Source organism: Brenneria populi (assembly GCF_036016195.1).
Taxonomy (GTDB): domain Bacteria; phylum Pseudomonadota; class Gammaproteobacteria; order Enterobacterales; family Enterobacteriaceae; genus Brenneria; species Brenneria populi.
Map to the genome: position 1 here is coordinate 95,969 of NZ_JAYWTM010000011.1, position 25,738 is coordinate 121,706.

Annotated in this window: 23 protein-coding genes; 6 read left to right on the plus strand and 17 right to left on the minus strand. The window is 59.6% G+C overall.

What is annotated here, in order from left to right:
- Nucleotides 1-50: 50 nt before the first annotated feature.
- On the minus strand, nt 51-722 hold the full coding sequence (locus VSX58_RS13200) for a Crp/Fnr family transcriptional regulator (RefSeq protein ID WP_327618500.1): 672 nt from the start codon (nt 720-722) through the stop codon (nt 51-53).
- A 270-nt stretch (nt 723-992) separates the two neighbouring features.
- Nucleotides 993-1,748, minus strand: a complete 756-nt coding sequence (locus tag VSX58_RS13205) for a hypothetical protein (RefSeq protein WP_327618501.1) — start codon at nt 1,746-1,748, stop codon at nt 993-995.
- Nucleotides 1,749-2,032: 284 nt separating this feature from the next.
- Here VSX58_RS13205 and VSX58_RS13210 point away from each other — a divergent pair, with 284 nt between their 5' ends.
- The 4 genes from VSX58_RS13210 to VSX58_RS13225 all read left to right on the plus strand — a co-directional run bounded on the left by VSX58_RS13210 (nt 2,033) and on the right by VSX58_RS13225 (nt 7,357).
- Entirely contained in the window at nt 2,033-2,923 is an 891-nt protein-coding gene (locus tag VSX58_RS13210; RefSeq protein ID WP_327618502.1) for a LysR family transcriptional regulator, read from the plus strand.
- 385 nt (nt 2,924-3,308) lie between these two features.
- Nucleotides 3,309-4,682: an efflux transporter outer membrane subunit gene (locus VSX58_RS13215; protein ID WP_327618503.1), complete on the plus strand. Its 1,374-nt coding sequence runs from the start codon at nt 3,309-3,311 to the stop codon at nt 4,680-4,682.
- Nucleotides 4,683-4,696: 14 nt separating this feature from the next.
- The gene (locus tag VSX58_RS13220) at nt 4,697-5,806 is read left to right on the plus strand and encodes an HlyD family secretion protein (RefSeq protein WP_327618504.1); all 1,110 of its coding nucleotides are present in this window, start codon (nt 4,697-4,699) and stop codon (nt 5,804-5,806) included.
- Between the two features lie 18 nt (nt 5,807-5,824).
- Nucleotides 5,825-7,357, plus strand: a complete 1,533-nt coding sequence (locus VSX58_RS13225; protein ID WP_327618505.1) for a DHA2 family efflux MFS transporter permease subunit — start codon at nt 5,825-5,827, stop codon at nt 7,355-7,357.
- 23 nt (nt 7,358-7,380) lie between these two features.
- On the opposite strand, the gene VSX58_RS13230 is transcribed toward VSX58_RS13225, so the two are convergent.
- The 14 genes from VSX58_RS13230 to VSX58_RS13295 all read right to left on the minus strand — a co-directional run bounded on the left by VSX58_RS13230 (nt 7,381) and on the right by VSX58_RS13295 (nt 23,305).
- A complete protein-coding gene (locus tag VSX58_RS13230; RefSeq protein WP_327618506.1) occupies nt 7,381-7,986 on the minus strand; it encodes a TetR/AcrR family transcriptional regulator in 606 nt (201 codons plus the stop codon).
- 364 nt (nt 7,987-8,350) lie between these two features.
- On the minus strand, nt 8,351-10,642 hold the full coding sequence (hypF, locus tag VSX58_RS13235) for a carbamoyltransferase HypF (RefSeq protein WP_327618601.1): 2,292 nt from the start codon (nt 10,640-10,642) through the stop codon (nt 8,351-8,353).
- A 400-nt stretch (nt 10,643-11,042) separates the two neighbouring features.
- The gene (gene hypE, locus VSX58_RS13240) at nt 11,043-12,059 is read right to left on the minus strand and encodes a hydrogenase expression/formation protein HypE (protein WP_327612993.1); all 1,017 of its coding nucleotides are present in this window, start codon (nt 12,057-12,059) and stop codon (nt 11,043-11,045) included.
- Nucleotides 12,060-12,116: 57 nt separating this feature from the next.
- Nucleotides 12,117-13,232, minus strand: coding sequence for a hydrogenase formation protein HypD (gene hypD / locus VSX58_RS13245; protein WP_327618507.1), 1,116 nt, complete (start codon nt 13,230-13,232; stop codon nt 12,117-12,119).
- Nucleotides 13,219-13,506, minus strand: a complete 288-nt coding sequence (gene hybG, locus VSX58_RS13250; protein ID WP_327618508.1) for a hydrogenase maturation factor HybG — start codon at nt 13,504-13,506, stop codon at nt 13,219-13,221. Before hybG ends, hypD begins: the two co-directional genes overlap by 14 nt.
- A complete protein-coding gene (gene hypB, locus VSX58_RS13255; RefSeq protein ID WP_327618509.1) occupies nt 13,497-14,540 on the minus strand; it encodes a hydrogenase nickel incorporation protein HypB in 1,044 nt (347 codons plus the stop codon). Before hypB ends, hybG begins: the two co-directional genes overlap by 10 nt.
- A 145-nt stretch (nt 14,541-14,685) precedes the next feature.
- Complete coding sequence (gene hypA / locus VSX58_RS13260) at nt 14,686-15,027, minus strand: hydrogenase maturation nickel metallochaperone HypA (RefSeq protein WP_327618510.1); 342 nt, start codon at nt 15,025-15,027, stop codon at nt 14,686-14,688.
- Complete coding sequence (gene hybE, locus VSX58_RS13265) at nt 15,020-15,529, minus strand: hydrogenase-2 assembly chaperone (RefSeq protein WP_327618602.1); 510 nt, start codon at nt 15,527-15,529, stop codon at nt 15,020-15,022. Before hybE ends, hypA begins: the two co-directional genes overlap by 8 nt.
- A gap of 28 nt (nt 15,530-15,557) precedes the next feature.
- A complete protein-coding gene (locus VSX58_RS13270) occupies nt 15,558-16,058 on the minus strand; it encodes a HyaD/HybD family hydrogenase maturation endopeptidase (protein ID WP_327618511.1) in 501 nt (166 codons plus the stop codon).
- Nucleotides 16,058-17,764 (minus strand): hydrogenase 2 large subunit, encoded by a 1,707-nt coding sequence (gene hybC, locus VSX58_RS13275; RefSeq protein WP_327618512.1) that lies wholly within the window; start codon nt 17,762-17,764, stop codon nt 16,058-16,060. Before hybC ends, VSX58_RS13270 begins: the two co-directional genes overlap by 1 nt.
- The gene (hybB, locus tag VSX58_RS13280; RefSeq protein WP_327618513.1) at nt 17,742-18,941 is read right to left on the minus strand and encodes a Ni/Fe-hydrogenase cytochrome b subunit; all 1,200 of its coding nucleotides are present in this window, start codon (nt 18,939-18,941) and stop codon (nt 17,742-17,744) included. The genes hybC and hybB overlap by 23 nt, the downstream gene beginning before the upstream one ends.
- A complete protein-coding gene (gene hybA / locus VSX58_RS13285; RefSeq protein WP_327618514.1) occupies nt 18,928-19,959 on the minus strand; it encodes a hydrogenase 2 operon protein HybA in 1,032 nt (343 codons plus the stop codon). The genes hybB and hybA overlap by 14 nt, the downstream gene beginning before the upstream one ends.
- Nucleotides 19,960-19,962: 3 nt before the next feature.
- Nucleotides 19,963-21,111: a hydrogenase 2 small subunit gene (hybO, locus tag VSX58_RS13290; RefSeq protein WP_327618515.1), complete on the minus strand. Its 1,149-nt coding sequence runs from the start codon at nt 21,109-21,111 to the stop codon at nt 19,963-19,965.
- 601 nt (nt 21,112-21,712) lie between these two features.
- The gene (locus tag VSX58_RS13295; protein WP_327618516.1) at nt 21,713-23,305 is read right to left on the minus strand and encodes an ABC-F family ATPase; all 1,593 of its coding nucleotides are present in this window, start codon (nt 23,303-23,305) and stop codon (nt 21,713-21,715) included.
- A 373-nt stretch (nt 23,306-23,678) separates the two neighbouring features.
- On the opposite strand from VSX58_RS13295, the gene VSX58_RS13300 reads away from it, so the two are divergent.
- On the plus strand, nt 23,679-24,563 hold the full coding sequence (locus VSX58_RS13300; protein ID WP_327618517.1) for a PhzF family phenazine biosynthesis protein: 885 nt from the start codon (nt 23,679-23,681) through the stop codon (nt 24,561-24,563).
- A 42-nt stretch (nt 24,564-24,605) separates the two neighbouring features.
- Nucleotides 24,606-25,169: a GNAT family N-acetyltransferase gene (locus VSX58_RS13305; protein ID WP_327618518.1), complete on the plus strand. Its 564-nt coding sequence runs from the start codon at nt 24,606-24,608 to the stop codon at nt 25,167-25,169.
- A gap of 135 nt (nt 25,170-25,304) precedes the next feature.
- Here the strand turns inward: VSX58_RS13305 and elaB are convergent, their stop codons facing one another.
- Nucleotides 25,305-25,616, minus strand: a complete 312-nt coding sequence (gene elaB / locus VSX58_RS13310; RefSeq protein WP_327612918.1) for a stress response protein ElaB — start codon at nt 25,614-25,616, stop codon at nt 25,305-25,307.
- Nucleotides 25,617-25,738: the final 122 nt, after the last annotated feature.

The window sequence follows — 25,738 nt, forward strand, 5'->3', positions numbered from 1 at the left end:
GCAAAAAATGACATTTCCACCGGGAAAGCCATCACATTTCCGACAATCGCTTACTCCCCGGCGATGCGCCGCAGCCCCTTACGGTCCAGAACGGTGATGGCGCCGTAACGCATGCCGATCAGCAGGCGTTCGGCGAAATCCTTTAGCGTTTTGGCGATAAACGGCCGCGATAGCCGCAGACACTCCGCCATAAACTGCATCGAAAGAGGAACGGCGGCGCTGCCGTCGCGCTGCCGGGCAACTTCGCAATCAAGCAGAAAACGCGCCACGTTCGCCTCGCGGGAGGCGGCTTTGTGGGTAAACATCACCTGGGTGAGGTCGTCAATGTTCCTGGTCAGCGAGTCGATGACCAGCATCTTTAATTCATCGTGCTGCGCCAGCAACTGCACCATGTTGCGTTTGGGCAACACCAGCAGTTCTACGTTGGTCATAGCGTAAAATTCGCGATCCAGCGCTTCGTTCTTCCACATAAAATTGAACAGGATCAGGCGCCCCGGCGGAATATGGTTCAACAATGTCTGCCCGCCGCTGTCATGATTAACGCGGGTAAATACCAGCCCGTCCATCGTCCAGGCCACCACCTCCGCCACGGCTCCCTGGTGAAACAGGACGGTGCCGGCGCTGGCGGAGCGCCGGCGCGCATGCTGGATGATGAACCGCTGCAAAACCGGTGAGATATTTTTCCAGCCGTGGATATCGTACTGTAGCGATTCGGTATGCATCGATCGTCTCCGGTCAATGTTAAGGAACAACAGCGAGATGTTGAGCTTCCATCGCCCAGAGAAAATATTCGTTCAGTAAATAGCAGTAAGTCGGGGAGTATGTTGTGATACTGTTCAAAAAGCGAACAATGCATCACGCGCCGCTTGCGTATACATCGCACGCCCCGCTGACGCTTAAGCCCGTTCCGCTGAAAAGAACCAGGTATGGCGGTCGCGATCGGCGCCCATTGCGCCGGGTGATGAAACCAAAGCCGCGACCGCTGTTTTCACTTATTTGATGTGCTTATACACCGCATCGCGCCCGGTGCCTTCAACGCTTAAATCGGAAAAAGGATTGCGCTTTTCATCTTTAACCACGCGGTAGAGATTATAAACCTGCGGTAAAAAGGCGCCCCAATTGGCAATTTCCTGTCCGGCATGTTTCGCCCAGACCAGCCCGTCCTCCGCGCTCTCTTTCTTGCGCGTGCCGATGGCGGAAGAGCGTCCGACGACGCCTTGATCGGTCTTCTGCCACTGATGCACGCGATAACCCAGAGGTTTGGGATCCTTGATGGAGGCTTCATCAAAACCCAGACCGGCAACCACAATGACGTGTTCGTAAATAATCAACTCTCTGATTTCAGCGGGCACATCCTCCAGCTTTTCGAAACGGATATAGAGATTTTGTCGTTTACCGTCGCTCCAGGTCTGGGGCGCGTTGTGAATTGCGCCCAGCGGGTTGCCGTTCTTAACCGGTACCGGCCATTCCAGCGGTTCGTGCTGTTCCGGATGCCAGAGGATGAAACCTTTTTCCATATTGCTCCAAAACCAATCGATCTGCCGCGCCGTCACCCCGTCATGCGTCCAGTCGAAATGAGCGCCGGTTTTGTCATAGCGGTAAGGATACTGCAACGTTTCGCCATTTAGCCGCACCGAAATCGCCTGCGTGTCGTTGGCCGGGTCCGCATTTGCCATGCTGGTAAACGAAAGTGAAAGAACGAATGCAGCGGCGGCGATGCCGGCCGCTTTGCGAATAGTATGTGCCATGTTCTTTTCCTACTGTTGAAGTGAAAAAACGCCTGCCTGCGGCAGTGGCGCCACGCTGAGGATGCCCGGTGATCAACTGCGGATATTTACCAAAAAAATGTTGCGAAATATCTTTATCCGCCAAGGAATCATCCCCATCAATCATCTGCTTTACAGACGATTTATTGATAGAAATGCGTATGAAGCCGGTGAACAGCGGCAAAATCCATCAATGGCACGATATCTTCCCCCGGCAATATCGTCTAATATATTATTATTGCGTGATTGATAAGGTTATAATATCAATGGACTTAAAACATCTCCGTTATTTTGTCGCAGTCGGCGAAGAGTTGCATTTTAGACGGGCGGCGGAACGCTTACATATCGCCCAACCGGCGTTAAGCGTTCAAATCAAGGCGCTGGAAGCCTATCTGGGCGGCAAGCTGATCGCGCGCAACAATCGCCGTGTCGAACTGACCGACACCGGGCACCTGTTTCTCAAGCAGGCGCGCCAGATCCTGAACCAGGTGGATAGCCTCACCCGGCTTACGCGCCGCGCGCTGATGGGCGAGATCGGATTGCTGCGTCTCGCGTACTCCGGCAGCGCCGCAGAGACGGGGATTCTGGCGAAGGTCACGCGTTCTTTTCAGCGGCGGGCGGCTGATGTTGAAATCCGCGCGGCGGAGATGCACCCGCGGTTACAACTGGCGGCGCTGACCAATGGCGATATCCATGCCGCCTTAATGCCAACGCTTTCACTCACGCTGCCCGCGCAGTTGCAGGCGCTCAAACTGGGAGAGTGGCCGCTGCGCCTGGCGCTGCCGAACAATCATCCGCTGCTGGACAAAAAACAGATCCATATCGCCGACATCGAGCAGGAATCTTTTGTGGTCTGCGCGGCGCACGACCGGGATGACGGCACCTCGATATTTCGTCACGCCCTGGGCTTTATCCCCGCGATCGGTCAACGCGTCGCCACCGTTAACATGGTCATCGCGCTGGTCGGCGCGGGATTAGGTCTCGGCCTTCTTCCCGCCTCTATGGCATCGGCGGCAAAACAGGCGGGCGCGGTGTTAAAACCCGTTAGCAAGGTTAACGTCAAGCCCGATCTCTCGCTTGTGACGTTGCGTAATCCCCAGGATCCGGTGACCCGGCAGCTGCTCGCGGTGGCGCAGGCGGAGTTCGCCGCGCGCTAAATTCAACCGCGCGGCCGGCGCGGGGGAAACGAGCGCCCGCAACAGCGGCGGCAGCGCCGCCATCTCTTCGCCGTGGCGCACGCGCTTCCCATATCGCTCGGATACACCACCGCCACCCTAGCCATAATATTCCCCTCTATCCGCCCTTTATGCCGATTACCTGGCGTCCCGGCGGCAAAAACGATAGCCCCGCCGCCCAACGATTGCCGCAGCGTAAATAGGCGCCAAATAGAGTGCGTTCGCATATGGGCGCTGCCGTTCATTCCCCTGCTTGACCGGTTTTCGCGCCGATGATATACCATACCGTATGGTTAAATAAGAGACCTTCACAATGCGTTATACGTCAGTCCCCAGACCGCGTTCCGCGCTTGCGGGAACCACCGTCATGGCGGCGTCTCTGCTGCTGGCCGGCTGCGCGTTTTGGCCGGAATCCGCCAATCTGTCGTCGATAAAATCGGCCGACAGTCTGGCCCATTCAACCACGTTTTCCGCGCCCGCCGCGGCCTGGCCCACGGACCGCTGGTGGGAGAGCTTCGGCGATGCGCAACTGAACCGGTTGATTAACGAGGGGCTGGCGGGGGCGACGGATCTGCGCGTGGCCAGGGCGCGTTTCACGCGCGCCGAGGCGCTGGCCGGACAGGCGCGCAGCCAACTGCGCCCGTCGCTCCAGGCCGACGCGGAAGGCGGCTCGACCCGACAAAGCTACAACTTTACCCGCAATCCCAGCCAGTGGGACGAATATGGCCAATTCTCATTTAACCTCACCTGGGAGCTGGATTTTTGGGGCCGCAACCGGGCGGCGCTGGCCGCCGCGCTCTCGGAAGTCGAAGCGGAGCGAGCGGAAACTGCGGCGACGCGCTTAACGGTTTCCGCCGGCATCGCCAGCGCTTACGCCGAACTCGCCAGCCTGTTCGCCGAATATGACGCCGCACGACAAGCCGTCGAGGTGCGCAGCCAAACGCTGGCGCTGATGCGCGAGCGCGAGGCGTCGGGCCTGGAGAACCTTGGGGCGACGGAACAGGCGCAATCGGCGTTGTCCACCGCCCGGGGCGAAGTCGCCTCAATCGAGGAGTCGATCACCCTGACCCGTTACCGCATCGCCGCTCTGCTCGGCGCCGGACCGGATCGCGGTTTGTCCATCAAGGCGCCGGCCGTCAGGTCGCAAGCCGTCGCCGCGCTGCCCGCCAATATTCCCGCCGAGCTGCTCGGACGCCGCCCCGATATTCTTGCGGCCAAACTGCGCAGCGAAGCCGCGGCCAGCCGCATCAAACAGGCGCGCGCCGCTTTCTATCCCAATATCAATCTCGGCGCGCTGGTCGGTATGCAGTCGCTGGGGCTGGACAATTTGTTAAAACCGGACTCCAAATTCGGCACCATCGGCCCGGCGATCAGTCTGCCGATCTTCGACGGCGGCTATCTGCGCGGTCAGCAGCGCGCGGCGGAAGCCGATTATGAATCGGCGGTGGCCCAGTATGACGCCGCGCTGGTGCAGGCGCTGCACGATGTCGCCGACGCCATCGCCAGCGAACGCGCGCTCCGGCAGCGGCTCGCGTATGCGCAAGACGCCGAACGCGCCGCCCAGAACGCCTGGACGGTGGCGAACAACCGCTACCGCGGCGGCCTGGCGACCTATCTTGATGTCCTGACGGCAGAGGACGCTCTTATCACCAGCCGGCGCGCTGTGGCAACTCTACAAGCCCGTGCTTTCTCCCTAGATGTCGCGTTGATCCGCGCGCTCGGCGGCGGTTTTCGCTCCTGAAGGAAATATTGACTATGTCTGATAATGCAAACATCGAGCATACGGCCTCCCCCAACGGAGAAGAGCGACAGCCGGCCCCCAACGGCAAACGCAAACGGCTTTTTCTCGCGCTGCTGGTAACGGTGCTGGTGCTGGGCGCCGCCTATTATGCCTATTACGTCCTGATCGCCTCGCGCAGCGTCACCACGGATAACGCCTATGTCGGCGCAGATGTGGCGCAGGTGACGCCGCTGGTTCCCGGTCCGGTGAAACAGGTTAACGTCTCGGACACCCAGACGGTGAAACACGGCGATATTCTGGTCGTCCTGGACGATGCCGACGCCCGTCACACGCTGGCGCAGGCCGAGGCGGCATACGACAACGCGCGCAGGAAGGTCGAAAGCTATATCGCCAATGACGAGAGTCTGGAAGCGCGGGTTTCCGCGCTCACCTGGACGGAGAACGCCGCCGATGCCGATCTGGAAAAAGCGCGCATCGATCTGGATCGCCGTAAAAATTTGGCCAGATCAGGCTCGGTGTCGGGGGATGAGCTGACCACCGCGCAGAACGCGTTCGCCACCGCCAAAGCCCGTCTTGCCTCGGCGCGCTCCGATCGCCTTTCCGCCGAAGGCTCCTATAAGTCGAACCACGCGCTGGTCGCCGGCGCCGGCGTCGACGACAATCCGGAAGTCCTCTCGGCCAAAGCGGCGCTCGAACAGGCCCGTCTCGATCTGGCGCGTACGGTCATCCGCGCGCCGATAGACGGCGTCGTCTCCCGCCGTCAGGTCCAGGTCGGCCAACGCGTCCAGCCCGGCGCGATGTTGATGGTGGTGGTTCCCATCCACCAGGCCTACGTCGACGCCAATTTCAAGGAGGGGCAGCTCGCCCAGGTGCGCGCCGGCCAATCCGTCACGCTGGAGTCCGATCTTTATGGCGGCGCGGTCGAGTATCGCGGCACGGTGGTCGGCTTCTCCGGCGGCACCGGCGCGGCTTTTTCGGTGGTGCCGGCGCAAAACGCCACCGGCAATTGGATCAAGGTGGTCCAGCGGCTGCCGGTGCGGATAGCGCTGGATGCGCAACAGTTGGCGCAGCATCCGCTACAGGTCGGCCTGTCGATGACCGCCACCGTTGATGTCTCGCATTGATGCTACGGGTAACCCATCATGGCTCATTCCGATAATCCAGAGACGCCGATGCGCGGCGCCGCGTTGGTCATCGCGGCCATCGGCATCGGTCTTTCCAATCTGCTGGTGGTGCTCTACACCACCATCACCAACGTCTCGCTCCAGACCATCGCCGGTTCGCTCGGCGTTTCGCCCACGCAGGCGACCTGGACCATCACCTCATACGCGGTCGCCGAAGCCATTACCGTGCCCTTGACGGGGTGGCTCTCCAAGCAGTTCGGCGCCCAGCGCGTATTTATCTTCTGTTATCTGGCGTTTGCCGTGGTGTCGGTGTTGTGTGGATTGTCCTCCTCGCTGGGCATGCTGGTCGCCGCCCGTATCCTGCTCGGTCTGGTCGGCGGCCCGATCATTCCCCTGTCGCAGGTGATGCTGCTACGCATTTTCCCGCGCGAGAAGGCGGCCATCGCCACGGTGATCTGGGCGATGACGACGCTGATCGGCCCGGTGCTGGGGCCGATTCTGGGCGGCATGGTCAGCGAGTCGATGAGCTGGCATTGGGCATTCCTGCTGCCGGCCGGCTTCGCGGCGGCCGGCGGTTTGCTGGCGCTCTACATATTACGCGGCCGGCCGGACCCGACCGAACGCGCGCCGATCGATATCGTCGGTTTCGCCCTGTTGATTATCTGGGTCGGCGCATTTCAGATTATGCTGGATGAAGGGCGTAACCACGACTGGTTCGCATCGACGGAGATCCGCGTGCTGGCGGTGGTGGCCGCCATCGGCTTTGCGGCATTCCTGATCTGGGAGTTGACCGAGGAGAACCCGATTGTCGATCTGCGGGTTTTCCGACACCGGGGATTCGTCGCCTCCTCACTCACCTATTCCGTCGGTTTCGGCTCCTTTTTCTCGATCGTGGTGCTACTGCCGATGTGGCTACAGCAGCATATGGGCTACACCTCCACCTGGACCGGGTACGCCACCGGCATTATGGGAGTGTTCTCGGCGCTTTCGGCCCCCTTTATCAGCAAGGCGGCCCACAGGTTCGACGCGCGGGCCATCGTCTGTATCGGCCTGCTCGGTTTGAGCGCCACGACGATCTGGCGTATGGGATTCAACTCGCAGATCACCTTCGGACAGATGGCGCTGCCCACCCTGGCGACCGGGCCGTTCCAGGTGATGATGCTAGTGCCGGTGATCGGCCTGGTATTGGCCAGCGTCGAACGGCATGAACAGACCAACGCCGCCGGTATCTCCAACTTTATGCGCACCATCGCCGCCGCGTTCGCCACCTCGCTGGTGCAAACCGGCTGGATGAATGCCGCGCGCGAAAATCAGACCGAACTGGTCAACGGCATGACGCGGCAGTCGGCGGCGATTGACGCCATGACCGCGAACGGCATGTCTCAACAGGCGGCGACCGCGTCGCTTACCCACATTGTCGAGGGGCAGAGCGTGATGCTGGCGACGCTGGACATCTTCGCCATTATCGCGCTCTGTTTCCTGTTCACCGCCGTTCTGGTCTGGTTCGTTCCCAACCCCAAAACGCCGGTCAACACGGAGGAGGGGCATTAATCGCCGTTGGCTGCGATACGGAATTACGCCACCGGCGCACCATAGGCGCGCAGAAAGATATCGACGGCGGCGTCCACCGCGTTTTGGCGCGCGAACTCCGGCGCGGCGCCGAAGAGCAGCGGCTCCACGATACCGGCTTCGAATAGCGCTTTGAGATGTTGGGCGGCGACGTGCGGGTCCACCGGCCGAATGACGCCGCGCTCGCGTAGGGCGGTCAGGTAGGTCACTATTTTTTCCCAGCCGTATTTCGGGCCGTTATCATAAAACAGCACGCCCAATCTGGAGTTATCGCCCTCCGCAATGGCGGTGCGCCGCAGAGACAGAAAATCCGGCTGGGTGACGAAGTGCAGATAGGCGGCGCCGAAGCGGCGTAACGCCAGCGCGATATCCGGCTCCTCCGGGTCTAAATATCTGACTAACTCGACCTCATTGGCTTCTTTCATCGCGCCCAGCATCGCGGCGATAAACAGCTCTTCTTTAGATTTGAAATAGCCGTAGAGAGTCCCCTTGGAACCGCCGATGCGCGCAGAGATCGCGGACATGCTGGCGCGGGCATAGCCCAACTCCTGAAACACCTCCGTGGCCACCTTCAGGATCTTCTGCCGCCGCTCATGGGTTTTCACTCTCATTGGCTTATTCCCATCTAAAACCTCGCGTGTTAAGGCATGTTGAACTGTTTGAATGTATTCCAAAATATACCATTTTTCGCCCCTCTTCCGCATAACATAATCCCCGATTTTACCCACATTATCGCGGTTTTATGCCGTCAGGGGAGGATTAAGAAGCGGATCTATTACGCCATAAAAGCGGGCATACGGCTAATGCCGAGCGTTTTCGGCATGCCGTTGGCCGATAGGGGACGTCGGCACGAACGGTTTTATCAGACGGCGGGCGATCGCCCGGCAAGTTTCGGACAGCGTAAGTCCTCCGGCGGGCGCGGCGCGAAGGCTAAATGCTTTTCACCGCCTGACAAGCGGACGGTCAAGGCGTATTTTAGTCCGCTTCGCCCAGAGACGCCGCCGCGATCAGCGCCTGCCCCAGCGCCAGCCCGCCGTCGCCGGCGGGCAGACGTTGCGGTTGCAGTATCGTGAATTCCCGCAGTTCCCGGCGCAACAGTTCGCAAAGCAGGCGGTTGTGCATCACGCCGCCGGACAGCGCGATGGTATTAATCGCATGCTGGCGCGCCGCGCGCCGCGCCAGCCGGGCAAACCCCTGAGCCAGCGCATAATGAAACGCATAGGCTCTCTGCGCCGGCGCGGCGCGATAGTTCAGCCACTGCCGCCAGAAAGCCGCCAAATCCAGCCGGCCGTCGGCCAGTACCGGGAGCGAGACCGGCGGCTGACGCTGTTCGCCCTCCCATGCCAGCGCTTCCAGCCAGCAGGCGGCCTCCCCTTCCCAGCTTTGCGCCGCAGCGGGAAATCCGCTCGCCGCGGCGACCGCGTCGAACAGGCGGCCGGCGGATGAGGCAGGCGGCGCATTGATTCCCCGTTCAATCGCTTTAGCGAGCAGCCGGGACGACTCCGCCGGAATAGCCGCGGCTTCAGGTAACGACTCCCAGCCGGGAACGAAGCGCAGCCACTGCGCCAGCAGATTGCGCCACGGCTGGCGCGCCGCCAGATCGCCGCCGGGCAGCGCCACGGCCGGCAGTCCGCCAAGATGGCGGCAGTTGGAATAGTCCGCCAGCAGACATTCACCGCCCCACCACTGGCCGTCGGCGCCGAATCCGATACCGTCCAGCGCCAGCCCGATAACCGGCCCGGCGTCGCGCGGCCACTGATGCTCCGCCAGACAAGAGGCGATATGGGCGTGGTGGTGCAGCACCTCGATACAGGGGATGCCGCGCCGTTCGGCCAGCGCTTTTCCCAGACCATGGCTGATATAGCCGGGATGCGCATCGACCGCCAGCGCGCGCGGGGTAAAACGGTAAATATCTTCAAACAGCGCAATGGCATGGCGGTATTGCCGTTCGATATCGCCGTCGGCCAGATCGCCGAGGTGCTGGCTGACAACGGCATTCTCATCGCGCAGCAGGCAAAATGCGTTCTTTAAATCCGCGCCCATGGCCAGCAGCGCCGGCTGTTCGACGAATCCCGGCGGCAGGGGCAAGGCATCCGGCACGTAGCCCCGCGCCCGGCGCAGCATCTCCGCCCGGTCTTCATGCAGCCTGACCAGCGAATCATCGGCGCGTTGCACAATCTCCCGATTATGCATTAGCCACCGGTCGGCAATGCCGTCAAGCTGAGCCGTCGCCTGCGCGTTGCTCAACGCCGGCGGCTTGCCGCCGGCGTTGCCGGAGGTCATCACCAGCGGACGCCCCACGCTTGCCAGCAACAGATGCTGCAGCGGATTGGCGGGCAGCATCAGCCCCACTTCGCGCAAGCCGGGGGCGATCATCGCCGATAGCGGGCCATCCTGCCGCAGCGGCAACAGCACAATCGGCGCCGCCGTACTCTTCAATAATCGCAGCGCGGCGGTAACATCCACCACGGTGGAGCACCGCTCAAGCCAGCCGGCATGCGGCAGCATCACCGCCAGCGGTTTGCCGGGCCGATGCTTGCGCCGGCGCAGACGTTGCACCGCCTGCGTATCGGTGGCGTCGCAGGCCAGATGAAAGCCGCCGATCCCCTTGATCGCCACGATATCGCCGGCCGACAGCGCGTCGGCGGCCTGACGGATCGCCTCATCCCCCTCCGCCTGTCGCGCCGCCGCGCCATTCTCCAGCCAGACCTGCGGGCCGCACTGCGCGCACGCGTTGGGCTGGGCATGAAAACGCCGGTCGGCGGGATGCCGATACTCCGCCAGGCAGCGGCGGCACAGCGGAAACGCCGCCATTGAGGTAAACGGGCGGTCATAGGGCATGCGGCGGATAATGGTAAAACGCGGGCCGCAGTGCGTGCAGTTGATAAACGGATAGCGGTAACGGCGATCGGCCGGATCGAGCAGCTCGCGCAGGCACGCCTCGCAGGTCGCGGCGTCCGGCACCACCTGGGTATCCATCCGTCCCGCCCCGCTATGTTCGATAACAAACGCAGCGGGCGCGGACGGCCACTGCCACGGTTGATGGGTAATGCTGTCGATATGCGCCAGCGGCGGACACATCGCCGGCAGTTCAGTGATAAAACGCGCGATGTTTTCCGACTGATAGAGATGAATCAGCACCCCGGCGCCGTCGTTGCTGACTTTGCCGCGCAGCGCCAACTTCTGCGCCAGTTGCCAGACATAAGGCCGGAATCCCACCCCCTGCACTTTGCCTTTGACGCGGATCTGAATACCGTTATGGTTCACGCTCACGTGGAAGATATCCTTTCCTGTTTAGACTGGTTTCTATGTAAGTTCAGTGCTATTTCGTGCGCGAAGAGAAAGGTATTTTTATACTATGTCGAAGCACGCGCCCGACTCAGGGCGCTCAGTCGCCGCAGCCCTGAGAACCCTGGCTTCCGGCTGAAATTATGCCTGCTACGCAGGTGCCTTCGTCGATATCAGGCTTAACGGACCGCTTGCGACACGCTCCCGACGTGGCGCAAGCTTTCGCCGCGTCCATGCGGCTCATCCTAAGCCAGCTATCTCCTCAGCATAATTTCTTACGCCGGGTAACGGTAAAAACCGTCATGCTCCCCTGCATTTGTGTATAAGAGATAGCCTTTGTCAGGGCAAGATACTTTCTCCCGGCAAAGAGGTAATGTCGTCAGCAAATCCTCGGCATCGGTTCGTTGTGCGGCAGATCCAGCAGCCGCGCGGCGCCGAACACGCCGCACAGACGCACCTGGCGGTTTTCCGTCACCGTACCGATAGTCGCCGCGTCGCGGCCCAGCGGGTGCGCGCGCAGCGCGTCCAGCACGGCGCTTTCCGCCGCTGCGGAGACCACCAGCACCAGTTTGCCCTCATTGGCGAAATTGAGCGCCTCCAGCCCCAGAATTTCACAAATGCCGCGCACCGCCTGCTTCAGCGGCAACGCGCTTTCATCGATTTCCATCCCGCAGCCGCTGGCCTGCGCATATTCGTGCAGGATCGCCGTCACCCCGCCGCGCGTGGCGTCGCGCAGCGCGCGCACGCCGTCGATAGCGCGCAGCGGCGCAATCAGCGGCGCCAACACCGCGCAGTCGCTGGAGAGCTCCGCCTCCAGCCCCAGTTGCTCGCGCAGGTTAAGGATGGTCGCGCCGTGATCGCCCAGCGTGCCGCTGACGATGATTTTATCCCCCGGGCGGATCTCTCCCGTTCCCCAGCGAATATCCGCCGGGATGGCGCCGATGCCGGCGGTATTGATAAAGATTTTGTCGGCCGCGCCGCGCGGCACCACTTTGGTATCGCCGGTGACGATCTGTATCCCGGCGGCGCGCGCGGTTTGCGCCATAGACGCCACGATACGCAGCAGGTCGGCGCCCGGAAATCCCTCTTCGATAATAAAGCCGCAGGAGAGATATTTCGGCGTCGCGCCGCTGACCGCGATATCGTTCGCCGTGCCGCACACCGCTAATTTGCCGATATCCCCGCCGGGGAAAAAGATCGGATCGATAACGTAGCTGTCGGTGGTGAACGCCAGACGATCGCCCTGCCGCGCCAGCGCGGCAAGAGGCAGTCTGGCCTGATCCTCCCGCTCTCCCAGCAACGGATTGTCAAACGCCTGTAAAAACAGCTGCTCAATCAATTGCTGCATCGCCCGGCCGCCGCTGCCGTGCGCCAGCGTAATCTCTTTTAGCCGTATTTCCGCTAAAAATTTCTCATCTAAATCAAGGTCTATAGGTTGTGTTGCATCACTCATTCAGGCGCACTCCCGCCGATACTGATAATAAGCCGCGCAGGCGCCCTCGGAAGAGACCATCAGCGCGCCGATGGCGTTTTGCGGCGTGCAGCGCCGGCCGAACAGCGGACAATCCGCCGGTTTGCAGCGCCCGGTCAGCACGTCGCCGCAGCGCGACCCCGGCTCATCGGCGATACGCTGCTGCCGGGGATGGAAACGGCGCTCCGCATCAAAATCGGCGTAGGCCGCGCGCAGTTGCATGCCGGAGTCGGCTATCTCCCCCAGGCCGCGCCATTCACTGCTGGATTTGGTTGCAAAAACCTCGTCCATCGCCTGCTGCGCCAACAGGTTGCCGCTGTCAGGCACAATGCGCCGGTACTGATTCTCCACCTCGCAACGCCCGTCGTGAATCTGGCTCACCAGCATCAACAGCGCCTGCAGGATATCCAGCGGCTCAAATCCGGTAACCACAAAAGGCTTATGGAAGCGGTCGCACAGCGGCTGATACGGATGCGCGCCGATCACCATGCTGACGTGCCCCGGCGCCAGAAAGCCGTCGATACGCAGGTCCGGCTGCTGTAACAGGCTCTTTAAGGTGGGAATGATGGTGATATGCTGGCAAAACAGGCTGAAGTTGGCGATGTTGCGCCGTTTGGCCTGCTGCAGCGTCAGCGCGGTGCTCGGCATGGTGGTTTCGAACCCCAGCCCGAAAAACACCACCTGGCGCTCGGGATGGTTTTCCGCCAGCGCCAGCGCATCCAGCGGCGAATAGACAATGCGCACATCGGCGCCGTGACGGCGCGCGTCCTGCAGCGAACCGTTGCGGCCCGGCACGCGTACGGCGTCGCCGAAGGTGCAGAAGATCACCTCGGGGCGCGCCGCGATCTCCAGACAGGCGTCGATGCGCCCCATGGGCAACACGCAGACCGGGCAGCCGGGGCCGTGGATGAATTCAATTTCCGGCGGCAACAGGCGATCCAGTCCGAATTTGAAAATGGCGTGCGTATGCCCGCCGCACACCTCCATCAGCTGTAGCGGCCGCTCGCGCAGCGGCGGCATATCGGCCACCAGCGAGCGGATACGCTGCAGCAGCGCTTTCGCCAGCTCGGGATCGCGGAACTCATCAACGTAGCGCATGGGCGGCCCCGGTCTGTCGCATTTCATCCAGCTCCAGCCCCACGGCGCGCATCGACTGCAGCGCCGCCAGCGTGTCGCGCGCTTCCTGCTCATCCAGCAGGCTCATGGCGAAACCGACATGCACCAGCACCCACTGCCCGACCAGATCGGCGGGAGAGCCTTCGCAGACCAGCGCGATGCTCACCGCCCGCTGTACGCCGCAGACGTCGACATACGCGGGCTGGTGAATATCATCGCCGACGGAGACCACTTTACCCGGAATGCCTAGGCACATAGCTGCGCCTCCAGCCATCCGAGCCACTCATCCATGCCGTCGCCATGGCTGGCGGACAGCGCGATAACCTGAATGTCCGGATTGACGCGCCGGGCGTTCGCCACGCAGGCTTCCAGATTGAAATCCAGATAGGGCAGCAGATCGATCTTGTTGATAATCATCAACGACGCCGCGGCGAACATATGCGGATATTTTAACGGCTTATCCTCGCCTTCCGTCACCGACAGCACCGCGACTTTAGCGCGCTCGCCCAAGTCAAAACCCGCCGGACACACCAGATTGCCGACGTTCTCGATAAACAGCAGGCAGTTGTCCGGCAATTGCAGGCGATGGGCGGCGTCATGCACCATCTGCGCATCCAGATGGCACCCTTTGCCGGTATTCACCTGAATCGCCGCCACGCCCGTCGCCCGAATGCGCTCGGCGTCATTGGTGGTTTGCTGATCGCCCTCGATAACCGCGCAGGGAAAACGCCGGCCGAGCTGATTCAGCGTGGCGGTCAGTAAGGTGGTTTTTCCGGAGCCGGGGCTGGACACCAGGTTCAACGCCAGAATGTTCTGAGCGCTGAAGTGCTCCCGGTTGTGCGCCGCCAGCTGGTTATTCTTGCTCAGCACGTCCATTTCAATCTGCAGCAGGCGCTGCTGGCCGACGCCCGGCGCATGGGTTCCCGCCTCGCCGTGCCCGTAGTGCAGATCCTGGTCGCTCACCTCCGGCTGAAAGTCCGCCGCGCTCTCTTCGGCGGCGCGCTGCCGCATCGGCGCCGCGCCCTGTACGCCCTTGGGCGGCAGCGCGTAATAGTGATTATGCACATCGCCGTGATAGTGATGATGATGGATAATCACGCAGCGGCCTTTTATTTTGCCGCCATGATCGTGACGATCCGCTTTATGATCATGATGATGGTCATGCGGATGGCCGTGGTCGTGATGATGGCCGTGGTCGTGATGGTGGTCATGGTGATGGCCGTGATGATGAAGCTGTTCTTCACCCTCGATGCTGCTTTCCCCTTCACCGCAACCGCAGGTGGTACACATAGGGATCTCCTCCCGCTATCTTTAGCGTCGTCATCCCCGCGTCAGTAGGCGGGGATCTGCTTAAAATTCGCCCACTCGGCGAGTGAGATTCCCGCCTGCGCGGGAATGACACCGAGAGAACTTAACCGTCCGTTGCTCTATACCGTCACTCAATGGCTAACTGTTTGATCTGCATGCTTTCGCCGTCATCAACGCGCAGGTTGTAGCTGCCGCACCGCGGGCATCCCGCGCCGTGCTCGACCACATCCACCACGGCGCTGCACTCCCAGCACCAGGCTTTGGCCGCGCGGACCGCGATATGCAGCCGGCACCCTTCGGCCAGCGTTTGACGGCAAACGGACGCAAAACAGAAACGCAGCGCGCTCTCTTCAATACAGGATAGCGCGCCGATCTCCAGCCAGACATCGGTCACCCGCCGGGCGTTGTGCCGGCGGGCCTGTTGTTCAATCAGCTCCAGTGCGTTATAGCACATGGAAATTTCATGCATGATGCGTACTCCGGTTGCGGCTAAACAGCGCGCGCCGGCTGAGGTTTTGCGGCGCATCGGCATCGGCGACCGGGAACGACAGCGCCATTTTCGCGCTCTGTTCCGCCAGCGCAACCGCCTGTTCGCCGCTCATCCGGCTATCGATCGGCGACATTAACGAACAGGAGAGATACTGTTTTCCCGCCATTTCGCCGACGATAAAGGTGACGTCGCCGCAGGGCAGCGACAGCGCCAGACGGTCGGCCAATGTTCTGACGGGCCAAATCTGCCCCGGCCCCGGCAACACCAGCAGACTCATCATCCACGGCGTCAGCAGACAGCCCGCCCACTGCCGTTCAAACAGCGTAAACCCGCAGGCTTTCACCGGAATGCCTTTACGGTAAAAAGGCAGCATCTGCATCTTTTCCCGGCCAATCTGCGAGAACATCGCCTCCAGCCAGGCCGCCGGATGATCCTCATCATGGCGGATAACCGGCGAAGATTCTTTGCGTTGATCCGGCATTACGCGCAAATCGCCGGCTTCGGATTGTCTATTCACCGCAGACCTCGCACTGTTCACGTTCACTCACCGTGACCCCGTTTTGCCGCAGCACCGCAATAATTTGCCGTAGCGCGGGCGCCACCGCCCGCGCCGCCGTCTCGCTCAGGCCGATATGCACCTCCAGCGATTCGGGCACCACGCCGACCAGCGTCAGCCGGCGAGGAAATTCGCCCGTCATTTGCAGCGCCATCAGCACATCGGACAAACCTAACTGGTGCGGAGAAATCTTGCGGGTAAACAGCGCCGGCACTTCGCCGTCGCGCAGTACCGCCACCTCGCCCGGCGCCTGCCCGGTAAGCACGGCGTCGGCCACGATCAGATGATCGCGGTCGGCCATGGCGTCCATCAGCTCCATGCCCGAGGTGCCGCCGTCAAGGATGTCGATCGCCGGCGTAAACTGATAGCGCCGTTCCAACTCCTCGACAATGCGTACGCCGACGGCTTCGTCGCTTAGCAGCAGGTTACCGATACCCAACACCAGTATATTCATCACAGCACCTTGACCCGGGTCACTTCATTGCCGCTTACCGTATCCACAATATGCACCGCGCAGGACATGCACGGGTCGAAAGAGTGGATGGTGCGCACCACTTCCAGCGGCTTATGCGGATCCGCGACCGGCGTGCCGACCAGCGACTGCTCGTAAGGACCGGGAACGCCGTCGAAGTTACGCGGGCCGGATGTCCAGGTAGAGGGCACCACCGCCTGGTAATTGGTAATCTTGCCGTTTTTAAACACGACCCAGTGCGACAGCATGCCGCGCGGCATTTCACCGAAGCCGACGCCGCGGAACTCGGTATCCGGCGACAGATCGGGCTTGATGAAAGTCTGATGATCGCCGTTGCCGATATTGGTCACCAGCGCCTGCCACTGCTGCGCCAGCGAATCTTTCAGCACGCAGCAGTGCACCGTGCGGCCGATAACCCGGCCCAGCGTGGAGTGCAGCTGTTCCACCTCCAGTTTCCGCCCGGTCAGCTTCTGGTACGCGGCGGTCACCTCGGCGAAGTGTTTTTCCGTCTCCGTATGCTTGGCCGCCAGGCCGCACAGCAGCCACGCCAACGGCCCGACCTCCACGGTCTTGCCGTAGAAGGTCGGCGATTTCACCCACGAATATTTGCCGTCGTCCTGCCAGCCGGTATAGTTGGGACGCGTCAGCCCTTCCCACGGCGCCAGCGGTTCATCATCCTGATACCAGGCATGCTTGCCGCTCTCTTTGATGCCTTCAATCAAAAACTTGTCGTTATGGCTGGTGATGGGGCGGAATTTGGCGAAATCGCCGTTTTCCAGATAACCGCCGGCCAGCAGGAAACTGCCGTTTTTATTGTCCGTCGGCAGCTCGGGCACGCTGAGATAGTGATCGGCGCCTTTGCCCAGCGTCAGCCAGTCGGGATAGTGGGCGGCAATCACCGCGCAGTCTACTTTGTAGACCTGCTCGATAAAATCGCCCAGGCGATCGATAAACGACTTCACATACATCAGGCGTTCCAGGTTCAGCACGCTGGGCGCGTCCAGATTGATCGGGTTGGCGACGCCCCCCACGGCCAGGTTCTGGATATGCGGCGTTTTACCGCCGAGGATCGCCACGATACGGTTGGCGTCGCGCTGGCACTCCAGCGCCTGCAGATAGTGGGCGACCGCGATCAGGTTGACTTCCGGCGGCAGCGCCATCGCCGGGTGACCCCAGTAGCCGTTGGCGAAAATGCCCAGTTGGCCGCTGGTCACCAGATCTTTCAGCTTCTGCTGCACCTTGGTGAACTCCGCCGCGTTGTTCAGCGGCCAGTCGGACAGCCCTTTCAGCAACGCTTCCGCTTTCTGCGGCGAGGCGTTCAACGCCGAGGTGACGTCAACCCAGTCGAGCGCGGAGAGCTGATAGAAGTGAACGATATGGTCATGGATGCTATGCCCGGCCAGGATCAGGTTACGGATATACTGCGCGTTAACCGGAACATTCAGCTGCAGCGCGTTTTCCACCGCGCGCACGGATGCGATGGCATGCACCGTGGTGCAGACGCCGCAAATACGCTGCACGATCATCCAGGCATCGCGCGGATCCTGGCCTTTAACAATCTCTTCCATACCGCGCCACATGGTGCCGGACGACCAGGCTTTAGTGACTTTTCCCTGTTCGATTTCGCAGTCAATGCGCAGGTGCCCCTCAATGCGGGTAATAGGATCAATGGTGATGCGTTGGCTCATGCTTTACCTCGGCCTGATAATTCTTATGAACGCCTTCCAGCGCGGGAAGTACCGGCAGCAGCCGGATTAACAAGATGTATGCGCAGACTTCAATCGCGACAAAACCGATGGAGATCAACACTTCCGATGTCGCCGGGAAGTAGTGGTAGCCCCCGCCGGGGTTGAAAGCCAGCATAGAATAGCTCAGCCGCCATACGGCCGCCCCGAACAGCATGCTCAGCGCGCCTAAAAACAGCAGGCGCGAGTCATCGCGGCAGCGTTTGAAGCGGAACATGATCAGCGGGAAAATCATTAACGCGGCTTCGCACCAGAAGGTCAGCGCAAAGCGGTCGCCCTTGAGCAGATAACTGGTCTTGTCGTGCCAGATGATTTCGCCGAAGCGCAGCGCCACGAACAGCAGCAGCAAGACCTGAAGGATGCGCGTCAAGCGGGCGAACAGCGGTTTCTCATCCGCGCCGCGGCCCTTCAGCCCGGCCTGCACCAGCGAACCTTCGAACATCACGATGGAGAAGCCCATGATGAAGGCGGTCAGCAGCGACAGCAGCGGCAATAGCTCATAGCTTTGCCACAGCGGATGCACCTTATAGCCGGCGGAAATCATCAGCGACCCCATGGACGACTGGTGCATGGTCGGCAATAGCGCGCCCAGGGCGATAATAAAAAACATCACCTTATTTAATCGCTTGAGCGACACTTTCCAGCCAAAGCGTTCGCACACCACCGGCGCGAACTCCAGCGCCATCACACCGATATAAATCGTCATGCAGACCGCGGTTTCGAACAGCACGGATGAGGTATTAAAGAAACCCGGGATATAGAAATAGGGCAGGTTCCAGTAACGGCCGACATCGATGGTGATCGACAGGCCGCCCAGCGAGTAGCCGAACAGACTGGCCAACAGCGCCGGACGCACCAGCGGGTGGTACTCCCCGCGGTTAAAAACATAGACGGCCCAGGCCAGCGCCCAGCCGCCGCAGGCGAAACCAGTGCCGACCAGCAGGTCGAAGGCGATCCAGATCCCCCAGGGATAGCCCCCGTTTAGCGCGGCGACCGACCCGATGCCGAACACCAGACGTTTGACAATCAGCAGCGCGCACAGCATGACAAACGGCGCCAGCAACATCACCGGCCAGCTGACCAGACGTCCCCCCAATGGACTCGCTTTATGCGCCGTCATGATCGTTCTCCTGTTTTTTACCCGCCTGCGCGTCGTCGTGATCCAGCCGGTCCGCGCGGGTATTGCGATGCACCAGTACGGAGAGGCCCGCCAGTACCGCCAACGGCAGGACCATCCCCTTGTACAGCGTGTGCTGAATATGCTCGGAACGCGCGCCGGTAGAGAGTTCGGCCAGCTCCGGCAGATCGAGATTCTGATAAGGCACGCCCGCCAAAACCAGCACCTGCGTCCCGCCCGCCTCTTTCTCGCCATAAACATACTGGTCGTATTTGGGCACGGTATGGAGATACGTATCCTTCTTGGCCAACGTCTGGCGCGGATAGCGATATTCCTCCCCCGCCTGCAGGGAGAGCCGGTGTTTCGCCTCCGCCAGCAGCGCTTCGCGGGTGCCGAAAATAACCGCGCCGGTGGGGCAGACATCCACGCATCCCGGCAGGCCGCCCTTATCTAAGCGCTCCAGCCCCGGCTGATTGCAGAGCTCGCATTTATGCAGTTTGCCGAACGGATTCTCATAATCGTATTTGGGGATGTTGAACGGGCAGGCGACCATACAGTAACGACAACCGGTACAAACGCTGGCGTCGTAATGCACGACGCCGGTTTTTGGGTTTTTTTTCAGCGCCGAGACCGGACAAACCGAAACGCAGTTCGGATCGACGCAGTGCATGCACTGTTTTTTGATATAGGCGTAGCCGTTCTCAACCTGATCCTTGTTTTTACCGTCGCCTGAGCGCCACACCTGAATGATATTATTGGTGTAAGGGCTGAGCTTATCGTTGTTCGACCAGGCGGGATCGCCGCCGGCGTAGATTTTGCTGTCCGGCTTGTAGTCCAGCTTGTTGAGCTGCTGACATTCGCTGACGCAGGCCTGACAGCCGACGCACAGCGTCGAATCGTAAAGCATGCCTAGCGATCCGGGGATCGGCGGTTTATTGGTCGCCGCGGCCTGCCCCGCCAACGGCGTGCCGGCCAGCAACGCGCCGGCGGAGGCCAGCTTGAAAAAATTGCGTCTGTTCACGGCCTAACCCTCCCGTGGTGCGTTTCCAGCATCCTGCTGACTGTTTTTTTGCGCCGCCTGCTTTTGCTGACGCCCCAGCTCGCGCACCGCCATCAGACTGACGCCGCCAACCACGCCGAGCACGCCGCCGATTAATCCCGTAGCCGTGGTTGAGATATGGCCGCCTTCAGGGCTATGGACGTCCGGTTTCTCCACCCGCGGCGTCGGATTTTCCACGTTGGCCAACTGAAAAATGCCTTTGGTAAAACCGATGCCTTTCTCGTTGCAGCCATAGCAAGGATGCCCGATGCCGACCGGCCAAATGCCGCCGCCGACGTCGCAGAATTCCAGCGTCGGACAGTTGCCGTAGGTTTCCGGCCCTTTACAGCCCAGATGGTAGAGACACCACCCCTGCCGATGTCCTTCGTCGCCGAACTCTTTAGCGAAGCGACCGGCGTCAAAGTGCGGGCGGCGTTCGCAGTTTTCATGAATCAAGCGGCCGTAGGCAAACGTCGGACGGCCCTCGGCGTCAAGCGCGGGCGGACGCTGATAGGTGATGATATGCGCGACGGTCGCCAGAAAGTTGTGCGGATTCGGCGGACAGCCGGGGATATTAATCACGGTTTTCCCCGGCAGGACATCCTGCAGGCTGACCGCGCCCGTGGGGTTGCTGCCGGCGGCCGGAACGCCGCCCCAGGCTGAGCAAGAACCGATAGCGACGATCGCCGCCGCGTGTTCCGCCGTCTCACGGATATGCTCGACGATCGGCTTCCCCGCCACCATGCAGTAGATGCCGCCGTCTTTGATGGGGATGGATCCATCAACGACCAGAACGTATTTCCCTTTATATTGCTCAATAGCACGATGCTTATTTTCTTCCGCCTGTTCGCCGAAAGCGGCGGACAGCACTTCGTGATATTCCAGCGAGATGGTGTTCAACAGCAGATTTTCAATCGTTGGATGCGTCGCCCGCAACAGAGACTCCGTACACCCGGTACACTCTTGCGCCCCGATCCAGATAACCGGCGGACGCTGCGTAGAGCCTATCGACTGCGCGATTTCCGCGGCGGCGGAGTCCGCCAATCCCATTGATGCCGCCAGTGCTGCACATAACTTCATAAAATCACGGCGATTAATACCGTGATGGGAAATCATTAAATTTTCCCCACTCATTTTTTATTATTCTCCTGTAACCCGAACGGAGTAACACGCGATATGTGTGTGGGTATGGTAATGAGGAAGTTTATTTAACAGACTTGATCTTCATCAATCGTCAGGACAATAAGCGGTTTATTTCTTTTATAACTGTGACCTTATGCGTATGGGCTCTATTTAAAAGAAGGCGTTTTGTTTAAATGAGAAATAATCTCAATAGCCATCATAAATTATCCATGCGTTTATTTTTCGTTAGCTAAACCGATTAACCTCATCGGCCATCTCGGAAAACGACTAGCTTAATATTTTGATAAACATCAAAATTTCTCAAAACACATTATTTTAATTTATTTATTTCCTGGATTGACCATCTTTGGGACGGCGTACTCTTCGCCATAAGAAAAAATTACTTACTTTAGATTTTTTAGTTTAAAAATGGAGAGTGAAATAACTCGCATTTTAAATTCCCGTTTAAGGGCAATGCTTAACGAATAAATATCGGCGGATTATTTTTATCTGCGTAAAAAATATAAAGAATCATGAAAAATGTTAATAAAAAGACGGCATGGCTATCAGCCATGCCGTCCTGATTAAAACAGCACGAAGCGAATTAAGACCGTTATTGGATACCCTGGCTGCGCAGGTAATCCTCATAATTCCCGCTGAAATCGATCGTTTTGTTCGGCGTCATTTCAATAATACGGGTCGCCAGGGAGCTGACGAACTCCCGATCGTGGGAGACGAACAACAGCGTGCCTTCATACATTTCCAGCGCCATATTCAGCGACTCAATGGACTCCATATCCATGTGGTTGGTCGGCTCATCCATAACCAAAATATTAGGACGCTGCATCATCAGCTTGCCGAACAGCATGCGGCCTTTCTCGCCGCCGGACAACACCTTCACTTTTTTCTTGATGTCGTCCTGGCTGAACAGCAAACGCCCGAGTACGCTGCGCACCGCCTGCTCGTCATCGCTCCCCTGCTTCCACTGGCTCATCCAGTCAAACACGGTCAGCGCGTCGTCGAATTCATATTCGTGATCCTGAGCGTAATAGCCGATCTTCGCGTTTTCCGACCATTTCACCGTGCCGCTATCGGGCTGGAGATCGCCGACCAGGGTTTTCAGCAGCGTCGACTTCCCGATGCCGTTGGTTCCCAGGACGGCGACCTTCTCCCCGACCTCGATCATTAGATTAAGTTTGCTGAACAATAGTCCGTTATCAAACCCTTTCGCCAGCGCCTCCACCTCCAGCGCGTTGCGGAACAGTTTCTTATCCTGCTCGAAGCGAATAAACGGATTCTGACGGCTGGAGGCTTTCACCTCTTCCAACTGAATTTTATCGATCTGGCGGGCGCGCGAAGTCGCCTGCTTGGATTTGGAGGCGTTGGCGCTAAACCGGCTGACGAACGACTGCAACTCGGAGATTTGCGCTTTCTTCTTGGCGTTGTCCGCCAGCAGGCGCTCGCGCGCCTGCGTCGCCGCCGTCATATATTCATCATAGTTACCGGGATAAATACGCAGCTCGCCGTAGTCCAGATCCGCCATATGGGTACACACCATGTTCAGGAAGTGGCGGTCATGGGAGATAATGATCATGGTGCTGTTACGGTCGTTCAGCACCTGCTCCAGCCAACGAATGGTATCAATATCCAGGTTGTTGGTCGGTTCATCAAGCAGCAGGATATCCGGATCGGAAAACAGCGCCTGCGCCAACAGAACGCGCAGTTTCCAACCGGGCGCCACCTCGCTCATCGGACCATAATGCTGCTCCAAAGGAATACCGACGCCCAACAGCAGTTCTCCGGCTCGCGCTTCCGCGCTGTAGCCGTCCATCTCGCCATACTGCACTTCCAGATCGGCGACTTTATAGCCGTCGGCCTCGCTCATCTCGGCCAGCGCGTAAATGCGATCGCGCTCTTCTTTCACCGCCCAGAGCTCGGCATGCCCCATGATGACGGTATCCAGCACGCTGTACTCTTCGAAAGCGAACTGATCCTGACGCAATTTCCCCAAACGCTCGTTGGGATCGAGGGAAACATTGCCGGAGCTGGGCGCCAGATCGCCGCCCAGTATTTTCATAAAGGTGGATTTACCGCAGCCGTTGGCGCCGATCAGGCCGTAGCGATTACCGCCGCCGAATTTAACTGAAATGTTTTCAAACAATGGCTTACTGCCAAACTGCATCGTGATATTGTTGGTACTTAGCACAGAACTTACTCAAGTCAGAATGTGATGTTGGCCGCATTATGCCACAAAAGCCCCCTATAATCGCGGTAATGCCGATCGTTTAAGTATCGAGATACACGGGGCGACCACAGGGGTGAGGCGTCCCTACGGGAACCTCCCCCTGTGTTTCCCCTAAAAATCGGCTTAAGTGAACAGCACTACCCATAATCGCGGCCAGCTGTGCGCGAGATTTAACCCGGGATTGCCATCGACATGAAGAAACGGCGTGCGAAGCGAAAGACAACGCGCTGATTTACAGCCATAATTAGCGATCTCATCATCTATGCCCCTGGATTTCATCCCGCGTCCATAAGCGCGATTTGAAAAATAGCGGGATGTCAGGAAAGAGTGCCTTATGCCACAACAGCGACGCTTTAAACAAATCGACGTATTTACCCGGCAGCCGCTCAAGGGGAACCCTTTGGCCGTCGTTCTCGACGCCGACGGCCTGAGCGACGAACAGATGCGCAATATCGCCCGTTGGACCCACCTGTCGGAAACCACCTTTGTCGTGCCGCCAACCAATCCGCTGGCCGACTACGGCGTGCGCATCTTTACCCCTGAGCAGGAGCTGGCGTTTGCCGGGCACCCAACGCTGGGTACGGCGCACGCGCTGCTGGAGTCGGGCTTTCCGACCAAATCCCCCGGGCAGATTATCCAACAAAGCGGCATCGGCCTGGTGCCGATCAATATTAATGACGACGACTCGCTGGCTTTTCACGTGCCGCCGGCCACCATCGAGCCTTTTGATGCCACCCTCACCCCCTTGCTGGAGCGCACGCTCGGCAGCGCCAGAATAGATAAGCGCTACGCCCCGGCCACGGTGCGTATGGGCATAAGCTGGCTGATGATACGCATGGACGACGCCAGGAGCTGTCTGGAGGTCGCGCCGGACGCGCAATCGCTGGCCGATTTGCAGGCGGCCTGCCGCATCAACGGCATCGCCGTCTACGGGCCGCACGACAACGCCATTCCGACGGATTACGAAGTCCGCACGTTTTATATCGAGCTGGGCCACATCAAGGAAGATCCGGTCACCGGCAGCGCCAATGCCTGTCTGGCCTGTATTCTGCGCCAACAGCACTACCCGGATAGCGACGCCTCGCAACAGCTTGATTACCGCGTTAGGCAAGGCACCAAACTTCAGAGCGACGGCCGGATATCCGTGGTATATCTGAATGACGAGCCTTGGGTCGGCGGGCATAGCGTAACCCTTATTGACGGTACGCTGCGGGTATAGGATTTAACAGCCGGATCGGGCATACGGCCACATATGGCGACAATGAATAATAGATCGGATACAGGAGAGGACCGCGTGAGAACGCTTAGTGAACTACATCATCCGCCGCATCTGCATTTAACCCTGCAAGAGGAGAGCGATGCCGATGCCCTTTTCTCCCTGGTGCAACAAGAGAAATCGCGTCTGCGTCTTACCCTGCCCTGGCCGGATTCGGTAACCTGCGTCGCGGATACGCTGAACACGATAAGGGCGAACCGCAGCGAGTTCGCCGCGGGCGCCGCCGCGGTCTACATTATCCGCTGGGACGGGGATATTGCCGGTATCGTCTCATTCAATACGATCAGGGACCAAGAAGGCGTGATTGGTTATTGGATCGCCGCACCATTCGAGGGCAAGGGCATTGTTTCGTTAGCGGTGCGAACCATGGTGAATGCCTACATTAACGCAGGCGTCTTGAATAAGTGCGTTATTAGGGCCTCGGTAGCCAACCCGCGCAGCAACGCGCTGGCTCAGCGGATTGGCTTTCGTTTTCATCACCAGCGCAAAAACGCCGAGAAAATCGGCGATCGCTGTTTCGATCAGAATGTTTATTACTACCAGCCATAAAGCGCGGCGGTAGTTACGCATCGCCAACGCTTATCGGCCGGCGGCGTAACCGGAGCGCTCTGCGCGCGGCCTTTCTGCGCGCGCGGAATGAATGCCGGACTGCGGCGAATATCAGCCGCGGCCGGCGCGCCATCGTTAGCGTCTGGCCAACAACAGCCCGAGCACCAGACCGACGGTGGCCCCGATGCCGATGCCATGCCAGGGCTTGTCATGTACGTAAATATCCGCCTTATCAGCGACCTGTTTGGCCCGGGCATAGTAACTGTCGGTCGCGCCGATTCTGGTTTTCACCTCAAGCAGCGCTTTTTCAGCCTTGGTCTTCAATTCAAGATAGGCTTTATCCGCCTGATCGCCGGAATAGCGCAGTAATTCATCCAGCGTGTCGGACAAAAGCTTCAGATCGTCATCGACGCCAATCTCTTCAGGCTGTTTTTTTGCTTCCGCCATACAATACTCCCGTTATGAATGAAACATAATTGTCTTATTAACTATAGACAATTTTGCGTATCTATTATGGCGTTTAAGCACGGACCATTCCTAAAGCGGCGGACGTTGCATCGCGTAGCGCC